This window comes from Collinsella sp. CLA-ER-H5, from assembly GCF_040092375.1.
Lineage (GTDB): Bacteria > Actinomycetota > Coriobacteriia > Coriobacteriales > Coriobacteriaceae > Collinsella.
This window is the reverse complement of sequence record NZ_JBBNLR010000022.1, coordinates 23,186-48,049: the sequence shown is the minus strand read 5'-3', so window position 1 is coordinate 48,049 and position 24,864 is coordinate 23,186. Positions and strand designations below refer to the sequence as shown.

Genomic DNA, 24,864 nt, shown 5'->3' with positions numbered 1-24,864 from the left:
TCCATCGCGGGCCGGGGGATTCCGGCCCCTCTGGGGTTGCCTACCCGGATTCGCGCCTCAGGACTCAGCGCAACGCGTTGCGCTGAGTCCTGAGGCTGTTGCAATGAAAATGAGAATCAAGGCAGCGCCAAGCACGGCCAAGCGTTTTAAAAAATGCCAACTTTTCTGTTTGCACTTTGCGATTCCTCGTGTATACTGACTTTCGCATTTAACGGAGAGTTGTCCGAGTGGCCGAAGGAGCACGATTGGAAATCGTGTAGGCGTCAAAAGCGTCTCCAGGGTTCAAATCCCTGACTCTCCGCCAGTTAATTCCAAAGCAGGCCTTCGAGCCTGCTTTGTTTTTACCCCACGCGGAGGGGTGGCAGAGTGGTTGAATGCGGCGGTCTCGAAAACCGTTTGGCCTGTATAAGGTCACGAGGGTTCGAATCCCTCCTCCTCCGCCATTTTGGTTGAGAAAGCTCCCGAAAACGGGGGCTTTTTTGTTTAGAGTCCCTTACAAGCAAATACGGCGGAGGAGGAGGGATTCGAACCCGCCAGGGCGCGGAGCGTAAAGAAAACGCGCCACTGGCGCGTTTTTAGCGCAGCGCGGTCGGTGCAAGCCGACCGAATAAATTTTGAGCTCCGCTCAAAATTTGGACATCCCTCCTATTCAGCCACATCCCCCATTGCTTTCGATTTCACCTTGAATCTCAAACATGTACGTCACCCTCCAAAACCGACATTTTTCGACATCTTTGAAGGCTGATGTACATGTTTGGTACCCATGACCGTTCCCAGTCCCGACCGTTTACCGAGCAATAGGGTCACCACGCCCGCCAACCATGTACTATGTACGGGCATTGTCTAAACCCGCAACCAAAAGGACCCCATCTTGCCCGTCGTCGCCGCTATGACTGTTACTTCACACGCCTCGGATGCCATGGTCGCTATCCCATTTTGGCTCGAGATGTTCGCCGTTGTCGCGGCATCGATCTCGGGCGTGCTGGTCGCTCGCGAGCACAAGCTCGACCTGGTGGGCGCGGTCGCGCTCGCGGTGGTCTGCGGTCTGGGCGGCGGTCTCTTGCGCGACATGACGCTGCAGGTGGGCAACGTCTACATCCTCAACCAGCCGATGGCGCTCCCGCTTTCCATTGCCACGGCAGCCATCATCTACATTTTCCCGGCAATCGTCGACAAGCCCGAAAAACTCATTCCCCTGCTCGACATCATCTCAGTCGGCATCTATGCAGCAACCGGCGCGGACAAGGCGTTGGTGTACGGATTTGCGCCCGCCGTATGTATCATGATGGGCTTCTTTACCGCCGTGGGCGGCGGCATGCTGCGCGACGGCTTTATGGGCGTGGTCCCGGGCATTTTCCAACGCACCAACTTCTATGCCATCGCGGCCATCGCCGGATCGGCAAGCTATGTAGCCCTCGTCATGAGCGGCCTCATGAGCAATGTTGCCGCGCTGGTCGTATGCGTTGTGGTGACCATGGGGCTGCGCTGGCTATCACTGCGCTTTGACATCAAAAGCCCTACCGAGGAAGACATCGCGCGCTTTTTGCACCGTAAAAAGTAGGTAGCACAGCACAACCCCTCGAAATGCAACCGAGAGATTCTTTTAGAGCGCCCGCGCGTTGGGTACCCTGTTAGATACCTGTCGAGTATCTAACGAAGGATTCACTATGCCTTGCAACCAAGTACCGTCGATCCGGCGCCACAAAGCGCAGGCCCGCATCACCATCCTATTCGCGCTGATTGCGCTCGCGCTCACCGCACTTCCCACGGTGTCGTTCGCCGGCACCGACACCGCGGGAAACGTGCTCGCAACCGAAGTTGACTCAACTCCGTCCGGTATCGAAGGCGACCTGTACTGGGCCGGCCAAAGTCTCAACCTAGACGACGCCTCCATCGGCCGCGATATTATCGCGGCGGGTGAGAGCCTGTCGATTCGCGATTGCACCGTAGGCGGCGCCATTCGTCTGGCGGCACGCACCATCGATATCGCCAAAACCGCAATCGATGGCAGCGTCACGGTGGCCGGCCAGCACGTCGTGCTCAACACCGGCAGCACCGCCAACTGTTTTTACGCGGCGGGCGAAACGGTCGCCCTGCGCGGCTCCGCCAAATCGGCGGCGCTTGCCGGCGACACCGTTACCATCGACGGCACCGTCGATGGCAATGTTGAAGTCTGGGCCGACAAGCTCATCCTGGGTAAAAACGCCCGCATCACCGGCACGGTGAACGCCCACGTCTCACAGGACCCCGAGCGGGCCGAGGGCGCCCAGGTCGGAGCTCTCAAGATCGACCGGACCGAGAACGAGAACACCTCTACGGCCAACGACATTATCGGCGGCATCGTTGCCGCGGCGCTTTCCACCTGCTTTGTCGCCATCCTGCTTGAGCTTGTCTTTCCACGCGCAACCGCCAGCGCTGCCGGCATGCTCCATCAGCGACCCATGCCGCTGTGGGTAAGTGGTCTTCTGGGCACGGTCGCCGTCGCTCCCGCCGTGCTGCTGCTCATCATCTCGATTGCAGGCCTGTCGCTCGCCGCCGCCCTCATGTGCGGCGTCATCGGCATCGCTTTGGTCTCGGCGGCATTTACGGGCACCGCGGTCGCGCGCATGGTCGGACACAACCAAAACCGCTACGCCATGGCCGCCGTGGGCGGTATCGTCGCGGGCGCACTCACGGCACTTCCTCTTATGGGCAACTTTGTCAGCGGTGTAGCCTTCGTCTTCACGCTCGGCTACGCCATCCAGATCATCTGGCGCAACGCCCACCTCAAGCCGCAGCAGCCGGCTAACACGCCAGGACTCCCCACCGCCTAGCCGCCAACCACCACAAAAGGGCCAGGCACCTTTGTGGTGGCGCAAAGCAACCTGATCCCATTGCACCAAAAAGGGCGCCGACCATTGCGGTCGACGCCCTTTCTTATTGGCAGTTATAAGCCCCAGCGCTTATTTGTTGACCTGGCCGGCGCGGACGGCTGCCTTCTTACGGTCGGTGGCGTTGAGCAGACGCTTGCGCAGGCGGATGTTCTTGGGAGTGATCTCCACCAGCTCGTCGTCGGCGATGTACTCCAGCGCCTCCTCCAGAGAGAAGGTGCGAGGCGGCACCAGCTGCACGGAGATGTCGGAGGTCGAGGAACGCTGGTTACCCAGGTTCTTGGTGCGGGCGATGTTGACGACCATGTCGCCGGCCTTGCTGCGCTCGCCCACGATCATGCCCTCGTAGCACTCGGTACCCGGCTCAACAAACAGCTGACCGCGCTCCTGCAGCGTACCCAGGGCGTAGGCAACGGCCTTCTCGGTGGTCATGGAGATCATGGCGCCGTTCTGGCGGTTGCCGATCTCGCCGGCGTAGGGGCCATACTCCAGGAAGGTGTGGTAGAACACGCCCTCGCCGTGGGTGACGTTCATGATGCGGTTCTTAAGACCCATGATGCCGCGGGTCGGGATCTTAAACTCGAGGTGCGTCACGATGCCCGAGGTATCCATGCTCGTCATGATGCCGCCGGAGGTACCGAAGACCTCAACGACCTTGCCCGAGTACTCGTCCGGGCACTCGACAACAGCCTGCTCGACGGGCTCCATCTTGTTGCCGTTCTCGTCCTTCTTAAACAGAACGCGAGGACGGCCAACCTGGAACTCAAAGCCCTCGCGACGCATGGACTCCATCAGAACGGACAGGTGCAGGATGCCGCGACCCGAGACCTCGACGCCGCTCTTGTCCTCGAGCTCCTCGATCTTCATGGTCACGTTGTTCTCGGCCTCGTTGAACAGGCGCTCCTTGAGCTGACGGGCGCCCACGATGTCGCCGTCGCGACCGACGAGCGGGGAGGTCGAAGCCTCAAAGACGATGGACAGGGTCGGCGGGTCAATCTCGATGGGCTCGAGCTCGACGGGATTCTCGGGGTCGGTGTAGACATCGCCGATATCGGTGCGGTCGATGCCCACAACGGCGGCAATGTCGCCGGCGCCGACTTCCTGGCACTCGGTACGGCCCAGGTAGTCGAAGGTAAAGAGTTGCTTGACGGTAGCGGTGGCGCTGGAGCCGTCGTTCTTGACGACCAAGATCTGGTCGCCCTGGTGGATGGTGCCGGAGTACACGCGGCCGATGCCGATACGGCCGACGAAGTTGGAGTGATCGATGGTCACGCACTGCATGGCCAGCGGAGCGGTCTCGTCAACCTCGGGTGCGGGCATGTCGTCGATGATCATATCGAGCAGCGGGTACATGTCCATGTTGCCGTCCTCGGGATCATGACGGGCAAAGCCGTTGACGCCGCTGGCGTAGATGACATGCTCCATGGCAAACTCAAGCTGGTCGTCGGTAGCGCCCAGGTCGGCCATAAGGTCCAGGCAGTCGTTGTAGGCCTTCTCGGGGTTGGCACCCGGACGGTCGATCTTGTTGATGACGATCATGATCTTAAGGCCGGTGTCGATAGCGTGACGCAGCACGAAGCGGGTCTGGGGCATGGGACCCTCAAAAGCGTCGACCAGCAACAGGGCGCCGTCGGCCATACGCAGCACGCGCTCGACCTCGCCGCCGAAGTCGGCGTGGCCCGGGGTGTCGATGACGTTGATCTTAACGTCCTTGTACTCGATAGAGATGTTCTTGGCGAGAATCGTAATGCCGCGCTCGCGCTCCTGGTCGTTAGAGTCCAGGACGCGGTCCTCGACCTGCTGGTTGGCACGGAAGGCGTCCGTGGCACGCAGGAGCTTGTCGACCATCGTCGTCTTGCCGTGGTCGACGTGGGCGATGATGGCGATGTTCCTCAGATTGTCTACGCGCATGTAGTTCCCCTATCTTCTATCCATATACAAACGGCACGCGTATGCGACCCGCCCAGCGATACAACGCTCAGCGGGAATATTGAGCCTTTTACCGAAAACTCGTTTATTTTAGCGATTTTAGATAAGAGGGGTTTCCTCACCTGCAGGTTCAGGGTCGCTCCACATAAAACCATCGCCGGCACCCATGCCCTCATACAGCACGTATGCCGAAAAACCGCTCTCGAGCGTGGTTTCGAAGAAGCTCACGAGCAGGGCGTCGTGATAGCCGCCGTCAATTTCGACACAACCGGTGTAGCCGATGGCGTAACGGGCGATGCGGCCCAGCCCCTCGTCCTTAAGACCCATCTTGTGCTCGGAGATAAAGTTGGTGGCAGCCTCGAGGCACGCCTCTTCGCCATCCTCATCGAGCGCCGCCAGATATCGGTTGGAAGCAGCGTCCTCGATCGCCACAACTACGCCCGGATTCTCGCCGGCGGCAAGGTCGTCCAAGAACGCACCAATCAGGTCACACACCATGGCGTCGAGCTCGGCGGAGACGTTACCGGCGTCCTGCATATCCTGTGCCATCTTTAGACCTTCCCATCGAGTCCGGCGTCGTTACAGTTCTTGTGCCTCGGCAGCAATCTTGGCGGCAGCGTCGCGGGCGCGCATCATATCCATCGCGCGCTTGTCGAGTACCTTGATCTGGTTGGTCAGCATTACTGCATCGACCACGCCCCAGATTACCAAGCCTGTTGAAATCGAAAACCCAAGCGCACCAACTGTACCACGAAGGCGCGAGCAGATTGCCGCGACAAGGACGGAGACGACAACCATCTTGACAAACGAGCCGCGGCGCTCGCGAAGCGTGCGGGCCTGCATCACATAGGCGATGCGTGCCGCCTCGGATGCCTCCAAGCGCATCTGGGCCTCGCGCGCAATGACCGCCGCCTCAGCCGACATACCGCTGGCCATCAGCGAACACTCCGCAACCCTGCCGCCCCGCATTTAGAAATCATCGGGGGAGAGCGTATGGACGAACTTGTCGAACTTCTCGAACTCCTGCTCGTCGTCGACATCCTCGGCGTGGGTGGAAACAGTGCCCAGGCGATTCATGATGTCGTCCTCCACAAACATGGGGGCATTGCTGCGCACGGCAAGGGCAATGGCATCACTGGGGCGGGCGTCGATCTTGCGCTCCTCGCCATCGGCCAGTACGACGATCGTCGCGTAGAACACCGGCGGCTCGGCGCGAACGATCTCGATGCGCTCGAGCTTGGCGCCCAGGGCGTCAACGGTATCGAGCAGCAGGTCATGGGTGATCGGGCGCTCGGCGCGGCCGCTATCGATGCCGCGGCTGATGGCAGCAGCTTCAAACGAACCAGTCTGAATGGAAAGGGAACGCAGCGGCGCGGGCGAGTCCGATTTGCTGCTGCGCTCACGAAGTACGATAAGCGATGGCACGGGACCGGCGGCCATGACGATGGTCTCTATGTCGACGCGAACCATGGAACACCTCCGGTACGTAGCGGTTAACACGCGGCAGCGCGCCGCATTGAATAGCTATACTACCCAATCTTTCGCACAGCACACAAAATCAAAGTAGTTAATTTGGGACGGGTTTTTTGACTACTTTCAGTAGGTAAGAAAAAAGCCCCGAGGCAACGCCCCAGGGCTCTTCACAGTTTTGATGGTGGACCTGACAAGATTCGAACTTGTGACCTCCCGGTTATCAGCCGGACGCTCTAACCAACTGAGCTACAGGTCCATCATGGTGGAGGTTAGGGGGATCGAACCCCTGACCTCAGGCTTGCAAAGCCCGCGCTCTCCCAGCTGAGCTAAACCCCCACGGAGACAGTAATAAACACCCCAGCGGCGACTCGGCTCTCGCTGGGGTGTTTATTGCGAAAGAAAATGGTGGACCTGACAAGATTCGAACTTGTGACCTCCCGGTTATCAGCCGGACGCTCTAACCAACTGAGCTACAGGTCCATCGCGCAAGGGATATATTAGACGAGTCGTTACGCGCGCGTCAACAACTTTTTTGAAAATCTTTGGGGGGCGTGTCTGGCGGGCGGGCGAGATGGGCTAGGTTTGCTGCTCGGGCAGTCCTGCGCAAGACGAAGGCCACATTAAGTGGCCTTCTTTGCGTGCGGAACTCGCGACAAACCTAGCCCATCTCGCCCGCCCACCAGACACAGGTTCCAAGGTTGTCAAAAAAGCGGTCGGCGCGCAGGTGCGCCGACCGCCGATATATGGGGTCTGATGATTTTTACCGGCTAGGGCCTCTTACTCGTCGAGGAGATCCTCTGGCATGTCGTTACCGTCGCCTAGGTCGACTGGGGCCTCTTCGGTGTCGGCTGCGGCCTCGGCGCCTTCGCCTTCGGGCTTTTCCTTGGCTGCCGTCATGCGAGCGACAGCGCATACGCGGTCGTTGTCGTCGACGGTCATCATCTTGACGCCCTGGGTGGCGCGACCGGTTTGGCTGATCTCGTCGGTCTTGACGCGAATGACCGTCGCGCCCTCCGTCACGATGAACAGCTCGTGCTGCGGGCCCACCGTCTTCATGGCCGCGAGGTTGCCCTTGCGCTCGGTCATTTGGATGGTGTAGACGCCCTGGCCGCCGCGATTCTGCTCTGGGTAGTCCGCGACCGGCGTGCGCTTGCCGTAGCCGCGCTCGGTGATGACGAACAGATCGCCGTTGCCGTTAGTGACTTCCATGCCCAGAACGCTCACGCCGTCCTTCATACCGATACCGCGAACGCCGCTGGTATCGCGGCCGGTGGCGCGCACCTGCTCCTCGGAGAACATGATCGCCTTGCCCGCGGTGGTGGCTAGGATAATCTTGTCACCCTCGCGCACGCGGCGCACGTTCAGCAGTGCGTCGTCGTCGCGCAGGTTGATAGCGATCAGGCCATCACGGCGGCTACGATCGTAAGCGCTCATCACGGTCTTCTTGACCATGCCGCTCTTGGTGGCAAACATCAGATACTCGTCGGCAGGGAACTCGCGGCAGCTGATGACGCTCGCGATCTTCTCGCCCTCCTCGAAGGGCAGCAGGTTGACGATCGCGGTACCGCGCGCCTGGCGCGTACCCACCGGCAGCTCGTGCACCTTCAGGCGATAGACCTTGCCCTTGCTCGAGAAGAACAGCACATACTCGTGCGTGGACGCGATGAACATCTCGTCGATAACATCGTCCTCTTTGAGGTTGACGCCCGACACGCCCTTGCCACCGCGTTTCTGGGCACGGTAGGCAGCCACCGGGATACGCTTAACGTAGCCGGTGTGGGTGATGGTCACGACCATATCCTCGTCGGCAATGAGGTCCTCGACGTCCAAGTCCTTCTCAACCTGGCTGATCTCGGTGCGGCGCTTGTCGCCAAACTTCTTGGAGATCTCGCGCATCTCTTCCTTGATGACGCCCAGAATCTTCTCCTCGTGCGCCAGCAGGTCCTCGTAGTAGGCGATGGCGCGGCGCAGGCCGTCCAACTCTTCTTGGATCTTGTCGCGCTCCAGGCCGGTCAGGCGGCGCAGCTTCATCTCGAGGATGGCCGTGGTCTGCTCGGGCGTAAAGCCAAAGCGTTCGATCAGTCGGCTGCTGGCCTCGGAGTCGGTCTGCGAGGAGCGGATGATGCTGATGACCTCGTCGATATGGTCAAGGGCCATCAGGTAGCCCTCGAGGATATGCGCGCGGGCCTGGGCCTTCTTAAGGTCGAAGCGGGTGCGGCGGGTGACGACGTCGACCTGGTGGTCGATGTAGTGCTGCAGCATCTCGCGCAGGCTCAGGCATTTGGGAACGCCGTTGACGAGTGCCAGGTTGTTGGCGCCAAAGGTCGTCTGCAGCGAGGTGTACTTATACAGATTGTTGAGCACGACCTGCGGAATGACGCCCTTCTTGAGCTCGATGACCAGACGGATGCCCTTCTGGTTGGACTCATCGCGCATATCCGAGATGCCCTCGATGCGCTTGTCGTTGACGAGCTGGGCGATCTTCTCCTGCAGGGTGCCCTTGTTGACCATGTAGGGAATCTCGGTAAAGACCAGGCGGCTGCGGCCGGTCTTGGTGGACTCCACGTGTGCCTTGGCACGCACGGTAATGGAGCCGCGGCCGGTCTCGTAGCTCTGCTTAATGCCGGCGCTGCCCATGATGATGGCGCCGGTGGGGAAGTCCGGACCGGGCATGATCTGCATGAGCTCGTCGACGGTGGCGTCGGGGTTGTCGATCAGGTAGCAGGTGGCCTCGATCGCCTCGGTGAGGTTATGCGGAGCGATGTTGGTGGCCATGCCGACGGCGATGCCCTGGCTGCCGTTGACCAGCAGGTTGGGGAAGCGCGCAGGCAGCGCCACGGGCTCGGCGAGCGATTCGTCGTAGTTGGGCTGCCAGTCGACGGTATCCTTCTGCAAGTCACGCAGCAGTTCCATGGCGGGCTTTGCCAAGCGGCTCTCGGTGTAACGCATGGCCGCCGCGCCGTCGCCGTCGATGTTACCGAAGTTACCGTGACCGTCGATGAGCGGCGTGCGCATGGAGAACCACTGCGCCAGGCGGACCATGGCCTCGTAGACCGCGAAATCGCCATGCGGGTGGTACTTACCGATAACTTCGCCGACCGTCCAAGCTGACTTCTTGTGCGGGCGGTTGGGGTAGATGCCGCTCTCGTTCATCGCGTACAGGATGCGGCGGTGCACCGGCTTTAAGCCGTCGCGCACGTCCGGCAGGGCGCGCGCCGTGATGACCGACATCGAATACTCGATGAACGACTGCTTCATCTCGCGGCCAAACTCCGAAATCTGGAGCTGGCCGCCGTTGATATCCTCGCCGGCCGAGGCGCCACGGTCGACTTCGCCAAAGCTCTCCTCGAGCTCGGCGTCGTCTTCTTCCTCATCATCATCGGCATCGGGGTTATAGGCGTCCGGGTCGCCGTCCTCGCCCTGCTCAGCACGGGCAAGCAGGCGCTTCAGATCGTCGGGCATACCGGCATCGCCGGCCTCGTCCATACCCTCGTTATTGTTGATATCGTCTGCCACGTTACCTCCTCATGGTTTGCGTGGTCTAATTAGTTCCCTACCACGGAGACGGCTTTTCCAGGTGCCGCAGATTCGCCCGAAAGAGGAGGGAAACGTACTTGGGTACGCGACCGACGATTGAGGGCGAAGGTGCGGTGGCTGGGAAAGCCGAACAGGTTAGGCATCTAAGAATCGTGCATCATGTGCATGCTTCTCGATGTACTCGCGGCGATAGCCGACCTCGGAACCCATCAGCTCGCGCACGGCGCGGTCCGCCACCACGGCGTCCTCGATCGACACACGCTGCAGGATGCGGGTCTTGGGGTCCATCGTCGTCGAGGCAAGCTGCTTGGGGTCCATCTCGCCCAGGCCCTTGTAGCGCTGGACGGTATAGCCCTTGCGCTTTTTGGTGATCTTGCCGTCCTTGGCCTTGCCGTCCTCGTCGTTATCGTCGGGGTTCAGGCCCAGACTCTGGATGGTGTCGCGCAGGATCTCGTCTTCGGGCTGGCGGCCGTTGGGATACACGTAGTGGATCTTGTTGCGCACCTTAATGCCAAAGATGGGCGGGCAGGCAACATAGACGTAGCCGGCATCGATCAGCGGACGCATGTACTTGTAGAAGAACGTCAGCAGCAGGATGCGGATATGCGCACCGTCGACGTCTGCATCGGTCATGATGATGATCTTGTGGTAGCGCGCCTTGGTGATATCGAAGTCGCCGCCGTCGCCGGCACTCGTCGTGACGCCGCAGCCGATCGCGGTAATCAGCGACTGGATGGTGTCACTCGAGAACGCTCGATGGTCACCAACGCGTTCGACGTTCAAAATCTTGCCGCGCAGGGGCAGAATCGCCTGGATGTCTCGGCGACGGCCGTCCTTGGCCGAACCGCCTGCCGAGTCGCCCTCTACGATGAAGAGCTCGGTCAGCTCGGCATCGCGCACCGAGCAGTCAGCGAGCTTACCGGGCAGGGACGCCGTCTCGAGCAGGCTCTTGCGGCGGGTCGCCTCGCGCGCCTTGCGGGCGGCATTGCGCGCCTTGCAGGCCTGCTGCGCCTTCTTGACGATCTCGCGAGCGGGCTTGGGATGCTCCTCCAAGTAATCGGCGAGGCCGTCGGTCACAATCTTGAGCGTGAGCGCTCGCATATAGGAGCTGCCGAGCTTTGCCTTGGTCTGGCCCTCAAACTGCGGATCGGGCAGCTTGACCGAGATAACGGCCGAAAGGCCCTCGCGCACATCGTCGCCGGTCAGGTTGGCGTCTTTTTCCTTGAGCAGGTTCTGCTTGCGCGCGTAATCGTTGATCACGCGGGTGAGCGCGGTACGGAAGCCCTCAAGGTGCATGCCGCCTTCGGGGGTGTAGATGTCGTTGGCAAACGACATGACGTTCTCGCCGTAGCCGCTATTCCACTGCAGGGAAACCTCGACCTCGCCCATCTTGGCCACAGGCGCGTCCGGGTCCGATTTGCCCTCGATGTAGATGGGCTCCTTAAAGGCCTCGGGGACGTCCTTGCCCTCGTTGAGGAACTTGACGAAGTCGATGATGCCGCCCTCGTAGCAAAACTCCTCCACGTGGGGAGTCGCTTCGCGCTCGTCGGTCAGCACGATTTTGAGGTTCTTATTGAGGAACGCCGTCTCCTGCAGACGGTTATGCAGCGTATCGAAATCGTAGATGCAGGTCTCGAAGATCTCGTCGTCGGGCCAGAAGGTGACGGTGGTGCCCGTCGAATCCGAGGTGCCCACGACCTCCATCTTCTTGACGGTCTTGCCGCGCGAGAACTCCATCTCGTAGGTGTTGCCATCGCGACGAACCTGAACGACCACACGCTTGGACAGTGCGTTGACGACGGAGATGCCCACGCCGTGCAGGCCGCCCGAGACCTTATAGGCCGAGTTATCGAACTTACCGCCGGCGTGCAAGATCGTCATGACGACCTCGAGCGTCGGGATCTTTTTAACAGGGTGCTCGTCGACGGGGATGCCGCGCCCGTTGTCGACGACCGTGATGGAGTTGTCGGCGTGGACCGTCACCTGGATCTCGGTGCAGAAACCGGCCATGGCCTCGTCGACAGAGTTGTCAACGATCTCCCACACCAGGTGATGCAGACCGCTGGCGCTCGTCGAGCCGATATACATGCCCGGGCGCTTACGAACGGCCTCGAGACCTTCGAGAATCTTAATCTCGCCGCCATCGTAATCGTTTTCGTTTGCCACACGTCCTCCTTCAGTCAAGAAAATGTGTACAGCCTTACTAGTTTATCGTAAAAAAATACCCTCGGGAACGAGGGTATTTGGCTCTACAAGGCCACCAGATGCGATTTAAGGCTCTTTTTTGCTTTGCACGCCCTTGGCCCACTCGGCACTGGCTCTCATGGCGTTCTCGAGGGCCTCGCGCAGTTTTTGGTCTTCGATGGGCGCCACTTGGCGCTCAATCTCGGTGCGCTCGGCATCGCTGAGGTCGGCGTGTGGGGCCGGCGGGCGCTCGGTCGTCGCTGGGCGAAGGCGCTCCTTGGCGGCGGGCGGCATGTGACCGGGCGCGGTGGTTTTGAACACCAGGCCGTCCACATGCGCACCGGCGCGCTCCATGCGCGCGCGGATGATCTCGCGCAACAACGTCATTTCCTGCGTCCACGAGGGCGAGTCGAGATATACCAGCAGCTCATTGGACTCGGACAGGTAGCGCAGGCCCGTCACATGCCGCCCCTCGCGCGTGCCCGAGCACACCGCGTTCCACGCGCGATAGACCGCGCGCGACTCCTCGGCGGCCTCCATCTGCGCACGGCGCTCAGGGGTCGCAGCCGCCAGGATGCGCTGGCGCTCTGCGTTCAAAAAGCCACTGAAGGCGACCGTTTCGCTCTCGCGCTCGTAATTAGCACGTCTCACCCATGCTCACCACCTTGGCTCGATCAAGCAGGTCATCGGTAAAGTACCCCAGGTTGGTCGTGGTTATGACCGTCTGGATATCATCGCCGATCAGCCGCAGGAAAGCGCCGCGACGCTCGCCGTCGAGCTCGCTCATCACGTCGTCCAGAAGCAACAGCGGAGCAGTACCCAGAACATCGCGAGCCACGGCCACCTCGGCCACCTTCCAGGACAGTACCAACGTTCGCTGCTGTCCTTGGCTGGCAAATGAACGGGCGGAGCGACCCGCCACGGTAAATTCAATCTCGTCGCGATGCGGCCCCACCAACGTCACGCCGCGGCGAATTTCCTCGCCGGCGTGCTCATCAAGGGCGGCCAGCATGCGCTCGTACGCCCAGCCCTTCAGCTCTTCGCGATCCTCGACCTGGGGCAAATCCCCCAGCGTGGACGCATAGGACACGTTGGCGGCTTCACCGGACGCCACTTGCCCGTAGGCAGTACGCACATGGCCCGCCAGCCGGTCGAGCAGGGCCAACCGGTGCACGAGCAGAGCCGCGCCCGCGCGGGCAATCGAATCGTTCCACGCGCCGAGCATCTCACGGCAGCACCAGGTCTCCTTGAGCAAGGCGTTGCGCTGGGTCACGCAGCGCCCATAGGCGCTCGCAAGATCGGCATAGCGTGCGCTCAGTTGCATGCCAAAGTCATCGAGGGCGGCGCGGCGCACACTGGCGCCCCGCTTAACCATGTCCAGATGGTCGGGGCAAAACAGCACGCTCGGCAGAACCCCGCGCACACCGGCGGCAGAGCATCTCTTGCCGTTGCGGCTAAACGAGCGCTTACCGTCCTCCGCGCTCAATCCCATATCAAGCACGCGGCCGTCGCCCTCGAGCCTCAGCTCGACCCTGCACGAGCCCACGCCGTCATGAACGAGCTCGGCTGCGGTCGGATGCCTAAACGAGGCGCCGCTCGTCAGCAGCTGCAGCGCCTCTATGAGATTGGTCTTTCCCGCCGCGTTGGGTCCTGCAAGTATCGTCACGCCCTCGTCCAGGGCAAGGCGATAGCTATCGAAGCTGCGGTAGTGCGCGACGGAAAGATCGCGGGCGAACATGGTCATGGCGCAACGCTAGATGCGGACCGGCATGACCAGGTACAGGTAGTTGATCTTGTCGTAGGACTTGAAGATGCCCGCCTGCGAGTAGCTCTTGAGCTCCAGCGTGATCTCCTTCTCCTTGGATAGGGCATTGAGGCAGCCGAAGATGTAGTGGTAGTTGAAGGCGATGGTGCCCGACTCGCCCTCGGCCTCGACATCGATCGTCTCCTGCGCAAGGTCCTGGTCATTGGAGATGGAGGACAGGCCCATCTGCCCGTTCTCGACATCGATCTCGAACTTGACGGCGGGGTTGGCGCTCGCGATAACAGCCACGCGCTTGAGGGCGGCGTTAAGGGCGGCGACGTCGATCTTGACGCTCGTCACGCACGAATCGGGGATGAGCTGCTTGTAGTTGGGGTACACGCCCTCGATACGACGCGACACGTAGGTGGTGTTGCCGGCCTCGAAGACGACTTGGGTGTCGGTAGCCCCGATCATGATGGTCGCCTGGCTGGCCATGATGTTCAGCGCGTCGTTAAAGGCGTCAGCCGGAACGTTGAGTTCAAAGGAACCCTCGAGGGTCGAGGTCTCGACCTGCGTATCGCACACGGCCAAACGGAAGGAATCGGTCGCCACCAGGCGAACGGTGTTGTTCTCGACCTTCATGTGCACGCCGCCCAGGATGGGGCGGGCCTTGTCGGTCGAGGTGACGCGCCACACGCGGCCGACCATCTCGGACAAGATATCGGTCGGCAGCTCCACGGCACTCTCGATGGCATAGGCCGGAAACTCGGGGAAGTCATTAGCATCAAGCGTGTTCAGGCGGAACGAGCTCTTCTCGCAACCAATCAGCACCTGGCGCTCGGACAGCTCAAAGGTGACCGGGGCATCGGGGAGGGTCTTGGTGATATTGGAGAGCATCTTACAGGGGATAACCATCTCGCCCTCTTCTTCGACATGCGCCGCGATGCGATGACGGATCGAGATGGTGTAGTTAGAGGTCTGGAATTCCAAGATGCCGTCTTGCGCCTTGACGAGCACGCCCGACAGGATGGGAAGGGTGGATGCCGAAGCGACACCCTTCATAACGACGCCGATGGCTTGTGTGAGCGAGCTCTGGCTGACGGTGAACTTCATCTTTTAATACCTTTCTATAGATATAAATATCTTAATAATAGTAATAGCACTGACGAAACTGTTGATTATTCCCAAAGACGCAGGTCAGACCCAGAAAGAGAATCGACAGCAACCTGTGTGCAACAGGGGTGGTTTTCCACGTTCAAAATCTGCGCAAAACTTTTCATCACCGCGGGTTGGGTTTTAGACACCTTATGCCCGTGGTTTCGACAAGTTTTCAACAGGTGTCTCTATTTCCCTACGAGCGCAGTGTAATTTTATCGCGCAGCGACTTGAGGTCTTCGGTGACGGTGCGGTCTTCCTGGATCATCTTCTGGACCTTTTTGTAGCTCGTGCTGACGGTCGAGTGGTTGCGGTTGCCAAATTCGGCGCCCACCGCCGTGGTCGTCATTTCGCACATCTCGATGGCCAGGTAGATAGCGATATGGCGTGCTTTGGCGATATTGGCGTTGCGACGCGGGCCGATGAGCTCCTCGTGTGTCACGCCGTACTGCTCTTCGATGACGGACTGAACCGTCTGGACGTTGATCTTTTTGGCCGATGTGTCGAAGTACTGGCTGGCGATGGCGTCGATATCGTCAAAGGTGAGCTCTCCGCCCTCGCGCTCGCGGTCGCCCGCCTCGCCGGCGCAGCGCTCGCAAAAGCTCTCGAGTTCGCGGATGTTGGTGCCCGAGACCTCGGCCATGTGTTTAAAGTGCTCGTCGGTCAGGTGCCCGCCGTCGCCCCCATAGGCCGCCAGCAGTGAGTCGTCGCCCGCCTCGGGAGCGGCGACGATGGTGTTCTCGTAATAGCGCTGCAAGATCTTGTATTTCATCTCGTAGCTGGGCTCTGCGACCAGGCAGAGCATTCCGGCGTTGAAGCGGCTGGTCAGACGCTCGTCCATGCTCAGGTCCTTGGGGGCGCGGTCTGCCGCGATGACGACCTTCTTGTTGTTGCGGATGAACTCGTCCATGAGCTGGAAAAAGTAGTCCACACTCGCGCGCTTGCCGATGATGTTTTGGATGTCATCGATGATGAGCACGTCCACGCCGTGGTACGCCTGCATGATGGGGGCGTTGCTCTTCTTTTGACGGTCGAACTCGGTCATCAGGTCGTCCAGATATGCCTGGGAGTTGGCATACTTGACCTTGATCTCGGGCGACTTCTCGGCGAGCTCGTTTTTGATGGCGAGCAGCAGATGGGTCTTGCCCAGCCCCGATTTGCCATAGATGAACAGGGATGTGCATGTGCCGCGCTCGTCCGCGAGGGCGGCAAACTTGAGTGCCGAGCGATAGGCATGGCTGTTCTCGGGGCCGTAGACAAAGTTCTCAAAGGTAAATTTTGAGTTCGCGGCGAGCGGGGCTCCATCCGTATTCTGCTCGGCCGGCACGGTCGGTGCTGGCATGGGTGAAGCGGGGGCCGCAGCTTGCGTGGATTTAGTCGGCGCTCCGCCCTTCATCTGGTTCATCATGCGACGAAAATCGTCGGCCGAGAGCGTGTTCTTGATTGCAATGCCCGAATCCGCGCCCGCCGCTGCGTCGTGAGCGATGGGCATGTGCGTGACGGGTGCGTTCGTTGACGTCGCCGCCGCGCTCGTCAACGGTGCCATTGTTTCACGGGAAACATCGCTGTGCTGGTGCTCGATTGTCGGCACATCGCCTGCGGAGGCCGGCACCGCCGGGGAAGCAGCGGGAGCCGTGGCGGGCGCCGTGGCGGCAGCGGATTCCGTCGCGGCGCCTTGCGGTGCCACGATGTCGAGAGCAATCGGTGCAAAGGCGATTTCTTCCAGATAGGCCTCAATAGTCGGCTGATGCTTTTTGAGCTGCGCGATGGCAAAGCGCGAGGGGGCCTCGATCGTGAGCGTATCTTCGGTCAGGCTTATGGCGCGCGATTGCCCCAGCATGTTGATGAGGCGTGCATCTTGGCCGTCGCGCTGGCAAAAGGCGATGGCATCCCCCAGGATGATGCTTGCTTCCTCGTCCACTGTCTCTCCCGTTCTTTAGCTCTGAGCTCGTACGCGAGCGGCGCCGAGTTCGGTCAGATGGTATTTCTGGCCATGCTTGATGACCAAGCCGGCCTGCGCCAAGTCATTGAGCGTGCGTGACCAAGTGGGGGCCGAGTTTCCAAACGCCCTCGCAAGATCGGTTGCGCCGCACGCTTGATTTTGCGCCAGATAGCCCAGCGCGGCGTTGCCGCGATCGCTTACGAACACGTCCGGTTGTGGCTGTGCATACTGATTTACTGCATTAGGATACATCATTTGAGCTGCTGGTTGTTGAGAACTCTGCGTCGGCGGCATTTGCTGTTGAAAACTTTGAGGCCACTGTTGGTAAGGCTGCGGAGGCGTCTGCTGGGCCCAGGGGTTGTACTGCTGCTGCGGCATCTGCTGGTACGGCTGCTGATATCCCTGCTGGTACTGCTGCGGGAACTGCTGGCCATACCCCAGTGGCGGCATCTGCTGATATGGATATCCCTGTTGGTACGGCTGATAGCCCATTTGCTGGCCACCCGGCGCCCCCGTCGCCTGCTGCATTGCTGCTGCATCCTGATCAGCCAGCGGCATGGCCTCTGGCATGTTTGGCGGCATCGACATAGATGCCGCCTGGGGTTCTTGTGTGGGAAGCATTCCGGGCTGCTGCATCTGTCCCACGGGGGGCTGCATCTGCTGCGTTGCCACGGGCTGCTGCGCAAAAGCTCCCGGCAGGGGATATGTGGGCTGCTCCGTCTCGGGCCGCACGGCAGCGCCGCGTCCGCCGGCACGCTCGATTTCCTGCACGCGTTTAGGGTTCAGGCTTACCGTAACCACGGTGCCGTTGCCCATGTTGTCCTCGATGGATACGGCACCGCCGGCGTTTTCCAAATACTCCTGCACCATGGGAAACCCTGCTCCGGTTCCACGGATATAGCGCTTCATCTTGCTGTTTGCGCTGGTAACGCCAAAGTCGAAAGCACGTTCCTTGTCGTCGATGCCGGGTCCTTGGTCAGCAAAGCGGATGGTGTCTCCGCCGTCCAGAATCGAGATGATGGGCTCGGCAAAGTGTGCGTGGATAAAGTTTTCGACAATCTCGCGGATGACCATGAGCGAGATATGGCCACCTTGTTCTTTCATGCACTGGTAGACGGTGTTGGTCGTCTCTTCCAAATACGTGCGGACATCTTGCGGATCAATGACGATCACCCGCGGTGTCGACAGCATGTCGTCATAGACGGCGATGCGCGCGGCGTACATGGCTTTTGGCGCCTGCGTGGTCGTCTGCTCGCCTTCCGCACGCTCTTCGCGCACGCCGGTGATGTGCTCGTTGTCGGGTGCCGGGTCTCCGGAATCGACCATGGTGTAAAAGTCGTCAGACATGCCGCTCGCAATCTTTCAAAAGGTTTCGAACAAATAGTAGCTCACCGTGCAACGTTTCTCATCTTTCGACAACTTTTCAAAACTTGTTGAAAACTTTGGAAAACGGGTGAAAAGTTCTCAACATTGCCAACATGACCTGTTGAAAACTCGATGAAATATCGTGAAAGGTTGCCATGAGGCGCAAATTTCGGTTGTGCTTATGGGGGAACCGTGTGAACTGCGCAACCTTTTACCTTTGATTTCTTGACATTTGAACATTGATTTCCCTACAATCTTCAAGCTCACGTGTCTATATCTGCGTCCGCGTCCCCGCGGACACTCGAAATGCAGCAGGAGGAACTTAAGATGAAGCGTACGTATCAGCCTAATAAGCGTAAGCGTGCCAAGACCCATGGCTTCCGTGCCCGTATGGCCACTAAGGGTGGTCGTGCCGTGCTCGCCCGTCGTCGCGCCAAGGGCCGCAAGCGTCTCACTGTCTAGCAGCGATACACACATCTCGCATGAAGACTATTAAGTCTCGGCAAGATTTCGAGCATGTGTTCAGTCAGGGGCGTCGTTTCAATCACCCTCTGATTCGAATGACCATATGTGAATCGGTTGGCGAAGGCGACTCCGGAAGGGTCGCCTTCGTTGGTGCTAAGCGACTCGGTTGTGCCGTCGTGCGCAACCGATCTAAGCGTGTGATGCGTGAGGCCGCCCGCAGCTGCGGATTTCCCGTTGCGGGTTATGACATCATCTTGTTTGCAACTCCCAAGACGAGGGTTTCCTCGCCGCAGGAGATGGACAAGGCGTTGCGTTCGCTTATGAAGCGCGCCGGCGTTGCCGGGGAGGAGCGATGAGCAATCACGTTTTGCGACGTGTTGCCATCGCTCCTATTCGCATATATCAACAGGTTATTTCGCCCTTATTGCCTGACGCCTGCATTTATTACCCAACGTGCTCGCAATACGCCATCCAGGCGATTGAGAAGCACGGTGTTTTGAGAGGCTGCTGGCTTGCCGTGAGGCGCATCGCTCGTTGCAATCCCCTGCACGTCGGCGGTTATGACCCTGTGCCCTAGCGGGCACTCGCTATCGGAGGAAAACTTACATGTGGGATTGGATCGTTAACATCCTTTTCGAGCTGCTCAAGCTCATCCAGACCTTTGCGGTCGACTGGGGCCTGTCCATCATCATCCTGGTGGTCATCATCCGTCTGCTGCTGACGCCGCTTATGCTCAAGTCGACCAAGTCGACGGCTCGCATGCAGGTGCTGCAGCCCAAGATGCTCGAGATCCAGGAGCGCTATGCCGACGATCCCCAGCGTCAGGCCGAGGAGATGCAGAAGTTCTACAGCGAGAACAAGTTCAACCCCATGGCTGGCTGTCTGCCGCTGCTGATTCAGATGCCTATCCTGTTCGCCCTGTTTACATTGCTGCGCAACCTGCCGCAGTACTTTAACGACGGCACGTTCTCGTTCTTCAACATCCTGCCCGACCTGACCACCACGCCGAGCGCTTCCTTTGCCGAAGGCTTTATGGTTGCACTGCCTGCGCTGGTTTGCCTGATCCTGTTTGCCGTCCTGACCCTGATTCCGCAGCTCTATATGTCGCGCAACCAGACCGGCCAGCAGGCTCAGAGCATGCGTATGATGGCCGTTGTCATGACGGTCATGATGCTTTGGATGGGCTGGAGCCTTCCCGTTGGTGTTCTGCTGTACTACGACGTCTCGTCTGCTTGGCAGGTTATCCAGCAGATTTTTGTGACGCAGAAGGTCATCGACAAGGCGAAGGCCGATGAGGAGGAGCGTCTTAAGAACGCTCCGCTGCAGGTTGAGGTCACTCGTCGCGAGAAGAAGCCGCGCCCGCACAAGAAGAAGTAGTGGGATATCAATCTTATTTAGGTACCTAACTTTTGGAGTACGTTATGTCTGAAGAGATCATCGAGGATATGCTTGAGGAGGTTGCCCCGCAGGTCGCGGGCGATTATCCCGAGATTGCACAGCGCTACAAGGCTGGTGAAGAGCTGACCGATGAGGAGCTCGACACCATTGCCGATGTTGCGATTTCCATCCTGCGTTCCATCCTTTCGCACTTCGATGCCGCCAACTCTCCTATCGATGAGTATGAGGGCGACGAGGGTGAGCTGATTTTGGATGTAACGGCTCCCGACCTTGCTGTTCTCATTGGCCGTCATGGTCGCACTCTTGATGCTCTTCAGGTTATGTTCTCTTTGCTGGTGAGCCGCAAGCTTGGCTTTAGGTATCCGGTTGTAGTGGACGTCGAGGGATACAAGAGTCGCCGTCAGGATAAGGTCGCCTCCATGGCTCAGTCTGCTGCCGAGCGTGCCATCCGCACTCATAAGAGTGTTTCGCTTCCGCCCATGAATGCCTACGAGCGCCGACTGGTTCACATTGCACTTCGTGGCAACGATGCAGTCGATACTCATTCTGAGGGTTCTGACCCTGATCGCCATGTGGTGATTGTTGCTCGATAATCTACTCGAGCTTATGCTAGGGGGACGTGGTTTCCACGTCCCCTTTTTTTGTCAAAAGTTCTCGATACGCTGATTTTTGTCAGAAAGGAGCTTCTGTTGTTTGTACTTACCGATCAGCAGGCTGACGAGATGTTGAGTCGCCTAACTTCCTATTGCAAAGAATATTCCTTGAGCGTAACTGATATTGAGCTGAGGAAATGTATCCAGCATTTGGATTTGGTTCTAGAAACAAATAAGACAACCAATCTCACCCGTATTCTTAACGTAGAAGATGCTGCCGTACTTCATATCCTCGACTCACTTGTTTTGCTCCCCTATATCAATAAGGCTCCTGAGGGAGCTTTGCTCGATATGGGAACAGGTGCGGGCTTCCCTGGTATTCCATTAACCATAACCACGCTTCGTAAAGCTACTTATATTGACTCTGTTGGCAAGAAGGTTGATGCGGTTAATTCCTTTGTCCATGCTCTTGGATTGAAACATGCTCATGCGGTTCATGATCGTCTTGAAGAATATGCTCGAAGCCATAAGAAGCAGTTCTCCGTTGTAACCGCCCGCGCACTGGCCCCTCTACCGATTCTTGTTGAGTATGCGGCTCCGTACCTGAAGGATGGAGGGCTATTTGTTATCACCAAGGGCAATCCTTCGGATGAGGAGCTTGCTTCCGGCATGTCAGCAGCTAAGATTTGCGGCTTCACTTTGCTTCTGAATGACGCAATTGATTTGCCTGAAGGCTTGGGTCACAGGGAGTTCATTGTTCTTAAGAAGAGTCATTCAGCATCCGTTTCATTGCCTCGTGCAAATGGCATGGCAAAGAAGAATCCGCTTGCCTAGATGTTTCACGTGAAACATAATGGATACTAACAGCTTGCAGTGTTTCACGTGAAACATAGCAGTTGCTATCGATTCGGAATGTTTCACGTGAAACATCCTCCGTTTGACAGCTTTAATACACACCAGGAGGGACCGTGGGATTTCGCGACGTTAAGCGTTCTAAGAGCGCAAAAGACACGCGTATCATTGCAATCATCAATCAAAAAGGCGGCGTCGGTAAGTCAACGACGGCTGTAAACCTTGCAGCAGCACTGGGTGAGCAGGGTCGTAAGACACTGATTGTCGATTTTGATCCGCAGGGAAACAGCACCAGTGGATTCGGAATTGAAAAAGAAGACCTTGATCACTGCATCTATGATGCATTGTTGAATGATGTGCCGGCAGAATCGCTTGTTCTTGATACAAATTGCAAAAAGGTATTCGTAATTCCGGCTACAATTCAGCTTGCAGGCGCGGAAATTGAACTCGTAAGCGCAATTGCTCGTGAAACCCGCCTCAAAGATTTGCTTGAGCCGATTCAGGACGAGTTCGATTTTATTTTCATTGACTGCCCTCCTTCGCTCGGCCTGCTTACTATCAACGCTTTGACCGCAGCAGACAGCGTTTTGATTCCGATCCAGTGCGAGTATTACGCACTCGAGGGCGTTACGAAACTGCTTGAGTCAATGAAGATGGTCAAATCTCGTCTGAACAAGGGCTTAGACACCTACGGTGTGCTTATGACCATGTATGACTCGCGTACTTCTCTATCGAATCAGGTTGTTGAGGAGGTTCAATCGTACTTTGGTGATAAGGCATTTAAGACGTTGATCCCCCGTACGGTTAAAATCTCCGAAGCTCCGTCTTTTGGGGAACCGGTAATTACCTATGCACCTCAAAATAAGGGTGCAAAAGCATATATGAACCTTGCAAAAGAGGTGATCAAGCGTGCCTAGTGTAAAGAAACGTGGCGGATTGGGACGTGGACTCAATGCTTTGGTCTCAGAGGCCGAGTATGAGACCGGTGGTTCGGCTGCATCGGCTTCGAATGCCGCATCTGAAACAAAACTACCTATTGAGGATATCGTTCCCAACCCTAATCAGCCGCGAATTCACTTTAACGAAACTGAACTTCGTGAGTTGAGCGAATCAATCCAAGAACATGGCGTCTTGCAGCCGCTTTTGGTTCGCAAACATGGAAACGGCTATGAGATCATCGCTGGTGAGCGTCGTTACCAAGCGTCAAAGCTTGCTGGTCTTGAGGAGCTGCCTGTCATCATTAAAGATGTTAATGATGAAGAGATGCTGGCTCTTGCTCTGATCGAAAACCTTCAGCGTTCTGATCTGAATCCCGTCGAAGAGGCTAAGGGCTATCGCCAGCTTATCGATGCCAGCGGTATGACCCAGGAGGCATTGTCGAAGGCAGTCAGCAAGTCACGCTCTGCAATTACAAACTCGCTGCGCCTTCTCGATCTCCCTGAAGTTGTTCAGCAGATGATTTTTGAGGGCAAACTTACTGCTGGTCATGCACGTGCGATTCTTGCAGTTCCCTATGAGGACGCTCGAATTCGACTTGCAGAGAAGGTTGTTGCAGAGGGCCTTTCCGTAAGAGCGACAGAAAATCTTGCTCCGTTGTTTTCTGCCGGAGAGACACCTAAGACGCCGAGGCCTGCAACGCCTCAGTCTTTTAAAAAGGCTGCCCGCGTGCTTCGTCAGGTTTTTAATACCAACGTGCGTGTTAAGAGCTCGCGTGGAAAGAATAAGATTGAGATTGAGTTTAAAGACGAGGAAGAGCTCTCTCGTATTCTTGGCGAAATGATTCAGTTTGATCAAGGAGGCCAAGATGAAGAATAGGATTATAACTGCGATTGCATTGGCGACGACTGTCGCGGCTGGTGCCTTTGCTGGCTATAAGATCGCGACAGACGATGAACTTCGAGGTCGTTTGCTTCGTAGTGCGCAAGATATTGTCGATACATCCAAGAAGAAAATGGATGTTATGACAGAAGATGTTGCCATGCGTACGGCTCAGGTAACGAAGAATCCCAAGATTAATCAAGGTTGGGTTAGTAACCAATGGGAAAATGTAGGCTATTAGGTACCTAACAATTACTTAGCATATTTTGAGGGGTCCTTGTCTGATTCACGAGGCAAGGACCCCTTATTTTGGCCGTAAAAAATGGGACAGGTAGCAGCTGATTCAAAATTAAGGTCAATAAATAAAACGGCCCCGGTTGCATCTCCTGTAACCGGGGCCGTTCGATGTTTCACATGAAACGTTTTGGGGTGCGACTCCCCTATGCGTTCTTCTGAACTTTGAAGCGCTGCTTCAGCTGTCCGCAAGCGGCGTCAATATCGTTACCACGGGAGTTACGAATCGTGGTCTCGATGCCACGGGACTCAAGACGACGCTGAAGATCCTCAACCTTATGAATCGGCGACGGCTTGAGCGGGCTGCCCTCGATGTCGTTAAGCTGAATCAGGTTAACGTGGCACAGCGTTCCCTCGCAGAAGTCGCAGAGCGCCTGCATCTCGGGATTCGTATCGTTGACGCCTTCGATCATGGCATACTCATAGGTCGGGCGGCGGCCAGTCTTCTCGGTGTAGAGCTGAAGCGCCTCGTGAAGGCGAAGCAACGTGTACTTCTTAACACCGGGCATAAGCTTATTGCGCGTCGACTGGATGGCGGAATGCAGTGAAACAGCAAGCGTGAACTGCTCGGGGATGTCGGCAAATTTGCGAATACCGGGAATAACGCCACTGGTAGAGACGGTGAGGTGACGAGCACCGATACCAATGCCATCGGGGTCGTTGAGGATTCGCAGCGCCTTGAGAACCTCGTCGTAGTTGGCAAATGGTTCGCCCTGGCCCATGAAGACGACGCTCGTGGCGCGCTCGCCAAAGTCGTTGGATACATGAAGTACCTGGTCGACGATCTCTTGAGCGGTCAGAGAGCGCTTGAGGCCGTTGAGACCGGTAGCGCAAAAGGCGCAGCCCATGCCACAGCCAGCTTGGGTGGAAACGCAGACGGAAAGCTTGTTACGACGGGGCATGCCGACAGTCTCGACGGAAACGCCGTCGTGGTACTCGAGCAGATACTTGCGCGAGCCATCTTTGGAAACCTGCTTGGTTAGTTCAGTCGGCGTGTCAAAGGCAAAAGCCTCTTTAAGCTGCTCGCGGAAAGCCTTAGGAAGGTTTGTCATATCGTTAAACGAACAAACGTTCTTCTCAAAGACCCATTCGATGAGCTGCTTCGCGCGGAAGGCGGGCTGGCCAAGCTCGGCCACGAGCTCGCGAATATCGTTTTGGCTCAAGTCGCGAATGTCCTGAGATTTAGTCCTGGGATTCATGGAAGCCTTTCGATTTTGGGGAAACGTAGAGGGTATCGCTACAATA

Annotated in this window: 23 protein-coding genes and 5 tRNA genes; 13 read left to right on the top strand and 15 right to left on the bottom strand. The window is 58.0% G+C overall.

What is annotated here, in order from left to right; all coding sequences use genetic code 11:
- Positions 1 to 213 precede the first annotated feature (213 nt).
- From AAAX31_RS08400 to AAAX31_RS08385, 4 genes are all read left to right on the top strand, one after another.
- Positions 214 to 304: transfer RNA gene (locus tag AAAX31_RS08400), tRNA-Ser, on the top strand.
- Between the two features lie 48 nt (positions 305 to 352).
- A tRNA-Ser gene (locus AAAX31_RS08395) sits at positions 353 to 443 on the top strand.
- A 428-nt stretch (positions 444 to 871) separates the two neighbouring features.
- Complete coding sequence (locus AAAX31_RS08390) at positions 872 to 1,561, top strand: TRIC cation channel family protein (protein WP_233539158.1); 690 nt, start codon at positions 872 to 874, stop codon at positions 1,559 to 1,561.
- A 106-nt stretch (positions 1,562 to 1,667) separates the two neighbouring features.
- Entirely contained in the window at positions 1,668 to 2,813 is a 1,146-nt protein-coding gene (locus AAAX31_RS08385) for a polymer-forming cytoskeletal protein (RefSeq protein ID WP_349076868.1), read from the top strand.
- 129 nt (positions 2,814 to 2,942) lie between these two features.
- Here AAAX31_RS08385 and typA read toward each other — a convergent pair whose 3' ends face one another.
- The 14 genes from typA to AAAX31_RS08315 form a co-directional block, all read right to left on the bottom strand.
- Entirely contained in the window at positions 2,943 to 4,781 is a 1,839-nt protein-coding gene (gene typA, locus AAAX31_RS08380) for a translational GTPase TypA (protein ID WP_117584035.1), read from the bottom strand.
- A gap of 117 nt (positions 4,782 to 4,898) precedes the next feature.
- Positions 4,899 to 5,348, bottom strand: a complete 450-nt coding sequence (locus AAAX31_RS08375; protein ID WP_089572580.1) for a hypothetical protein — start codon at positions 5,346 to 5,348, stop codon at positions 4,899 to 4,901.
- 30 nt (positions 5,349 to 5,378) lie between these two features.
- Complete coding sequence (locus tag AAAX31_RS08370; protein ID WP_349076866.1) at positions 5,379 to 5,735, bottom strand: hypothetical protein; 357 nt, start codon at positions 5,733 to 5,735, stop codon at positions 5,379 to 5,381.
- Positions 5,736 to 5,768: 33 nt separating this feature from the next.
- Complete coding sequence (locus AAAX31_RS08365; protein ID WP_349076864.1) at positions 5,769 to 6,269, bottom strand: bifunctional nuclease family protein; 501 nt, start codon at positions 6,267 to 6,269, stop codon at positions 5,769 to 5,771.
- A 182-nt stretch (positions 6,270 to 6,451) separates the two neighbouring features.
- Positions 6,452 to 6,528: transfer RNA gene (locus AAAX31_RS08360), tRNA-Ile, on the bottom strand.
- Between the two features lie 4 nt (positions 6,529 to 6,532).
- Positions 6,533 to 6,608 (bottom strand) — tRNA-Ala (locus tag AAAX31_RS08355).
- Between the two features lie 67 nt (positions 6,609 to 6,675).
- A tRNA-Ile gene (locus AAAX31_RS08350) sits at positions 6,676 to 6,752 on the bottom strand.
- A gap of 297 nt (positions 6,753 to 7,049) precedes the next feature.
- Positions 7,050 to 9,758: a DNA gyrase subunit A gene (gene gyrA, locus AAAX31_RS08345; RefSeq protein ID WP_349076871.1), complete on the bottom strand. Its 2,709-nt coding sequence runs from the start codon at positions 9,756 to 9,758 to the stop codon at positions 7,050 to 7,052.
- Positions 9,759 to 9,944: 186 nt separating this feature from the next.
- Positions 9,945 to 11,975 (bottom strand): DNA topoisomerase (ATP-hydrolyzing) subunit B, encoded by a 2,031-nt coding sequence (gene gyrB / locus AAAX31_RS08340; protein ID WP_117769723.1) that lies wholly within the window; start codon positions 11,973 to 11,975, stop codon positions 9,945 to 9,947.
- 105 nt (positions 11,976 to 12,080) lie between these two features.
- On the bottom strand, positions 12,081 to 12,644 hold the full coding sequence (locus tag AAAX31_RS08335; RefSeq protein ID WP_349076863.1) for a DciA family protein: 564 nt from the start codon (positions 12,642 to 12,644) through the stop codon (positions 12,081 to 12,083).
- Positions 12,631 to 13,737: a DNA replication and repair protein RecF gene (recF, locus tag AAAX31_RS08330; RefSeq protein ID WP_117848453.1), complete on the bottom strand. Its 1,107-nt coding sequence runs from the start codon at positions 13,735 to 13,737 to the stop codon at positions 12,631 to 12,633. Before recF ends, AAAX31_RS08335 begins: the two co-directional genes overlap by 14 nt.
- Before the next feature lie 9 nt (positions 13,738 to 13,746).
- Positions 13,747 to 14,850 (bottom strand): DNA polymerase III subunit beta, encoded by a 1,104-nt coding sequence (gene dnaN, locus AAAX31_RS08325; protein WP_117848454.1) that lies wholly within the window; start codon positions 14,848 to 14,850, stop codon positions 13,747 to 13,749.
- Between the two features lie 238 nt (positions 14,851 to 15,088).
- The gene (locus tag AAAX31_RS08320; RefSeq protein ID WP_117848455.1) at positions 15,089 to 16,813 is read right to left on the bottom strand and encodes a DnaA/Hda family protein; all 1,725 of its coding nucleotides are present in this window, start codon (positions 16,811 to 16,813) and stop codon (positions 15,089 to 15,091) included.
- A 15-nt stretch (positions 16,814 to 16,828) separates the two neighbouring features.
- Positions 16,829 to 18,181 (bottom strand): ATP-binding protein, encoded by a 1,353-nt coding sequence (locus AAAX31_RS08315; protein WP_118080023.1) that lies wholly within the window; start codon positions 18,179 to 18,181, stop codon positions 16,829 to 16,831.
- 345 nt (positions 18,182 to 18,526) lie between these two features.
- On the opposite strand from AAAX31_RS08315, the gene rpmH reads away from it, so the two are divergent.
- The 9 genes from rpmH (at position 18,527) to AAAX31_RS08270 (ending at position 23,566) form a co-directional block, all read left to right on the top strand.
- Positions 18,527 to 18,661, top strand: coding sequence for a 50S ribosomal protein L34 (rpmH, locus tag AAAX31_RS08310; protein ID WP_019127408.1), 135 nt, complete (start codon positions 18,527 to 18,529; stop codon positions 18,659 to 18,661).
- A 20-nt stretch (positions 18,662 to 18,681) separates the two neighbouring features.
- Positions 18,682 to 19,020: a ribonuclease P protein component gene (gene rnpA / locus AAAX31_RS08305; protein ID WP_006236191.1), complete on the top strand. Its 339-nt coding sequence runs from the start codon at positions 18,682 to 18,684 to the stop codon at positions 19,018 to 19,020.
- Positions 19,017 to 19,241: a membrane protein insertion efficiency factor YidD gene (gene yidD, locus AAAX31_RS08300; RefSeq protein ID WP_082222962.1), complete on the top strand. Its 225-nt coding sequence runs from the start codon at positions 19,017 to 19,019 to the stop codon at positions 19,239 to 19,241. The genes rnpA and yidD overlap by 4 nt, the downstream gene beginning before the upstream one ends.
- Before the next feature lie 29 nt (positions 19,242 to 19,270).
- Positions 19,271 to 20,041, top strand: a complete 771-nt coding sequence (locus AAAX31_RS08295; protein ID WP_117848457.1) for a YidC/Oxa1 family membrane protein insertase — start codon at positions 19,271 to 19,273, stop codon at positions 20,039 to 20,041.
- Between the two features lie 44 nt (positions 20,042 to 20,085).
- Entirely contained in the window at positions 20,086 to 20,655 is a 570-nt protein-coding gene (locus AAAX31_RS08290; protein WP_022093802.1) for a R3H domain-containing nucleic acid-binding protein, read from the top strand.
- 96 nt (positions 20,656 to 20,751) lie between these two features.
- Complete coding sequence (rsmG, locus tag AAAX31_RS08285) at positions 20,752 to 21,489, top strand: 16S rRNA (guanine(527)-N(7))-methyltransferase RsmG (protein ID WP_233506192.1); 738 nt, start codon at positions 20,752 to 20,754, stop codon at positions 21,487 to 21,489.
- Between the two features lie 134 nt (positions 21,490 to 21,623).
- Positions 21,624 to 22,424 carry a ParA family protein gene (locus AAAX31_RS08280; protein WP_022093800.1) on the top strand — a complete coding sequence of 267 codons (801 nt, stop codon included), beginning with the start codon at positions 21,624 to 21,626 and terminating at the stop codon, positions 22,422 to 22,424.
- Positions 22,417 to 23,322: a ParB/RepB/Spo0J family partition protein gene (locus AAAX31_RS08275; RefSeq protein ID WP_198019880.1), complete on the top strand. Its 906-nt coding sequence runs from the start codon at positions 22,417 to 22,419 to the stop codon at positions 23,320 to 23,322. Before AAAX31_RS08280 ends, AAAX31_RS08275 begins: the two co-directional genes overlap by 8 nt.
- A complete protein-coding gene (locus AAAX31_RS08270; protein ID WP_349076861.1) occupies positions 23,312 to 23,566 on the top strand; it encodes a hypothetical protein in 255 nt (84 codons plus the stop codon). Before AAAX31_RS08275 ends, AAAX31_RS08270 begins: the two co-directional genes overlap by 11 nt.
- A gap of 199 nt (positions 23,567 to 23,765) precedes the next feature.
- Here the strand turns inward: AAAX31_RS08270 and rlmN are convergent, their stop codons facing one another.
- Positions 23,766 to 24,818 (bottom strand): 23S rRNA (adenine(2503)-C(2))-methyltransferase RlmN, encoded by a 1,053-nt coding sequence (rlmN, locus tag AAAX31_RS08265; protein WP_118935144.1) that lies wholly within the window; start codon positions 24,816 to 24,818, stop codon positions 23,766 to 23,768.
- Positions 24,819 to 24,864 lie beyond the last annotated feature (46 nt).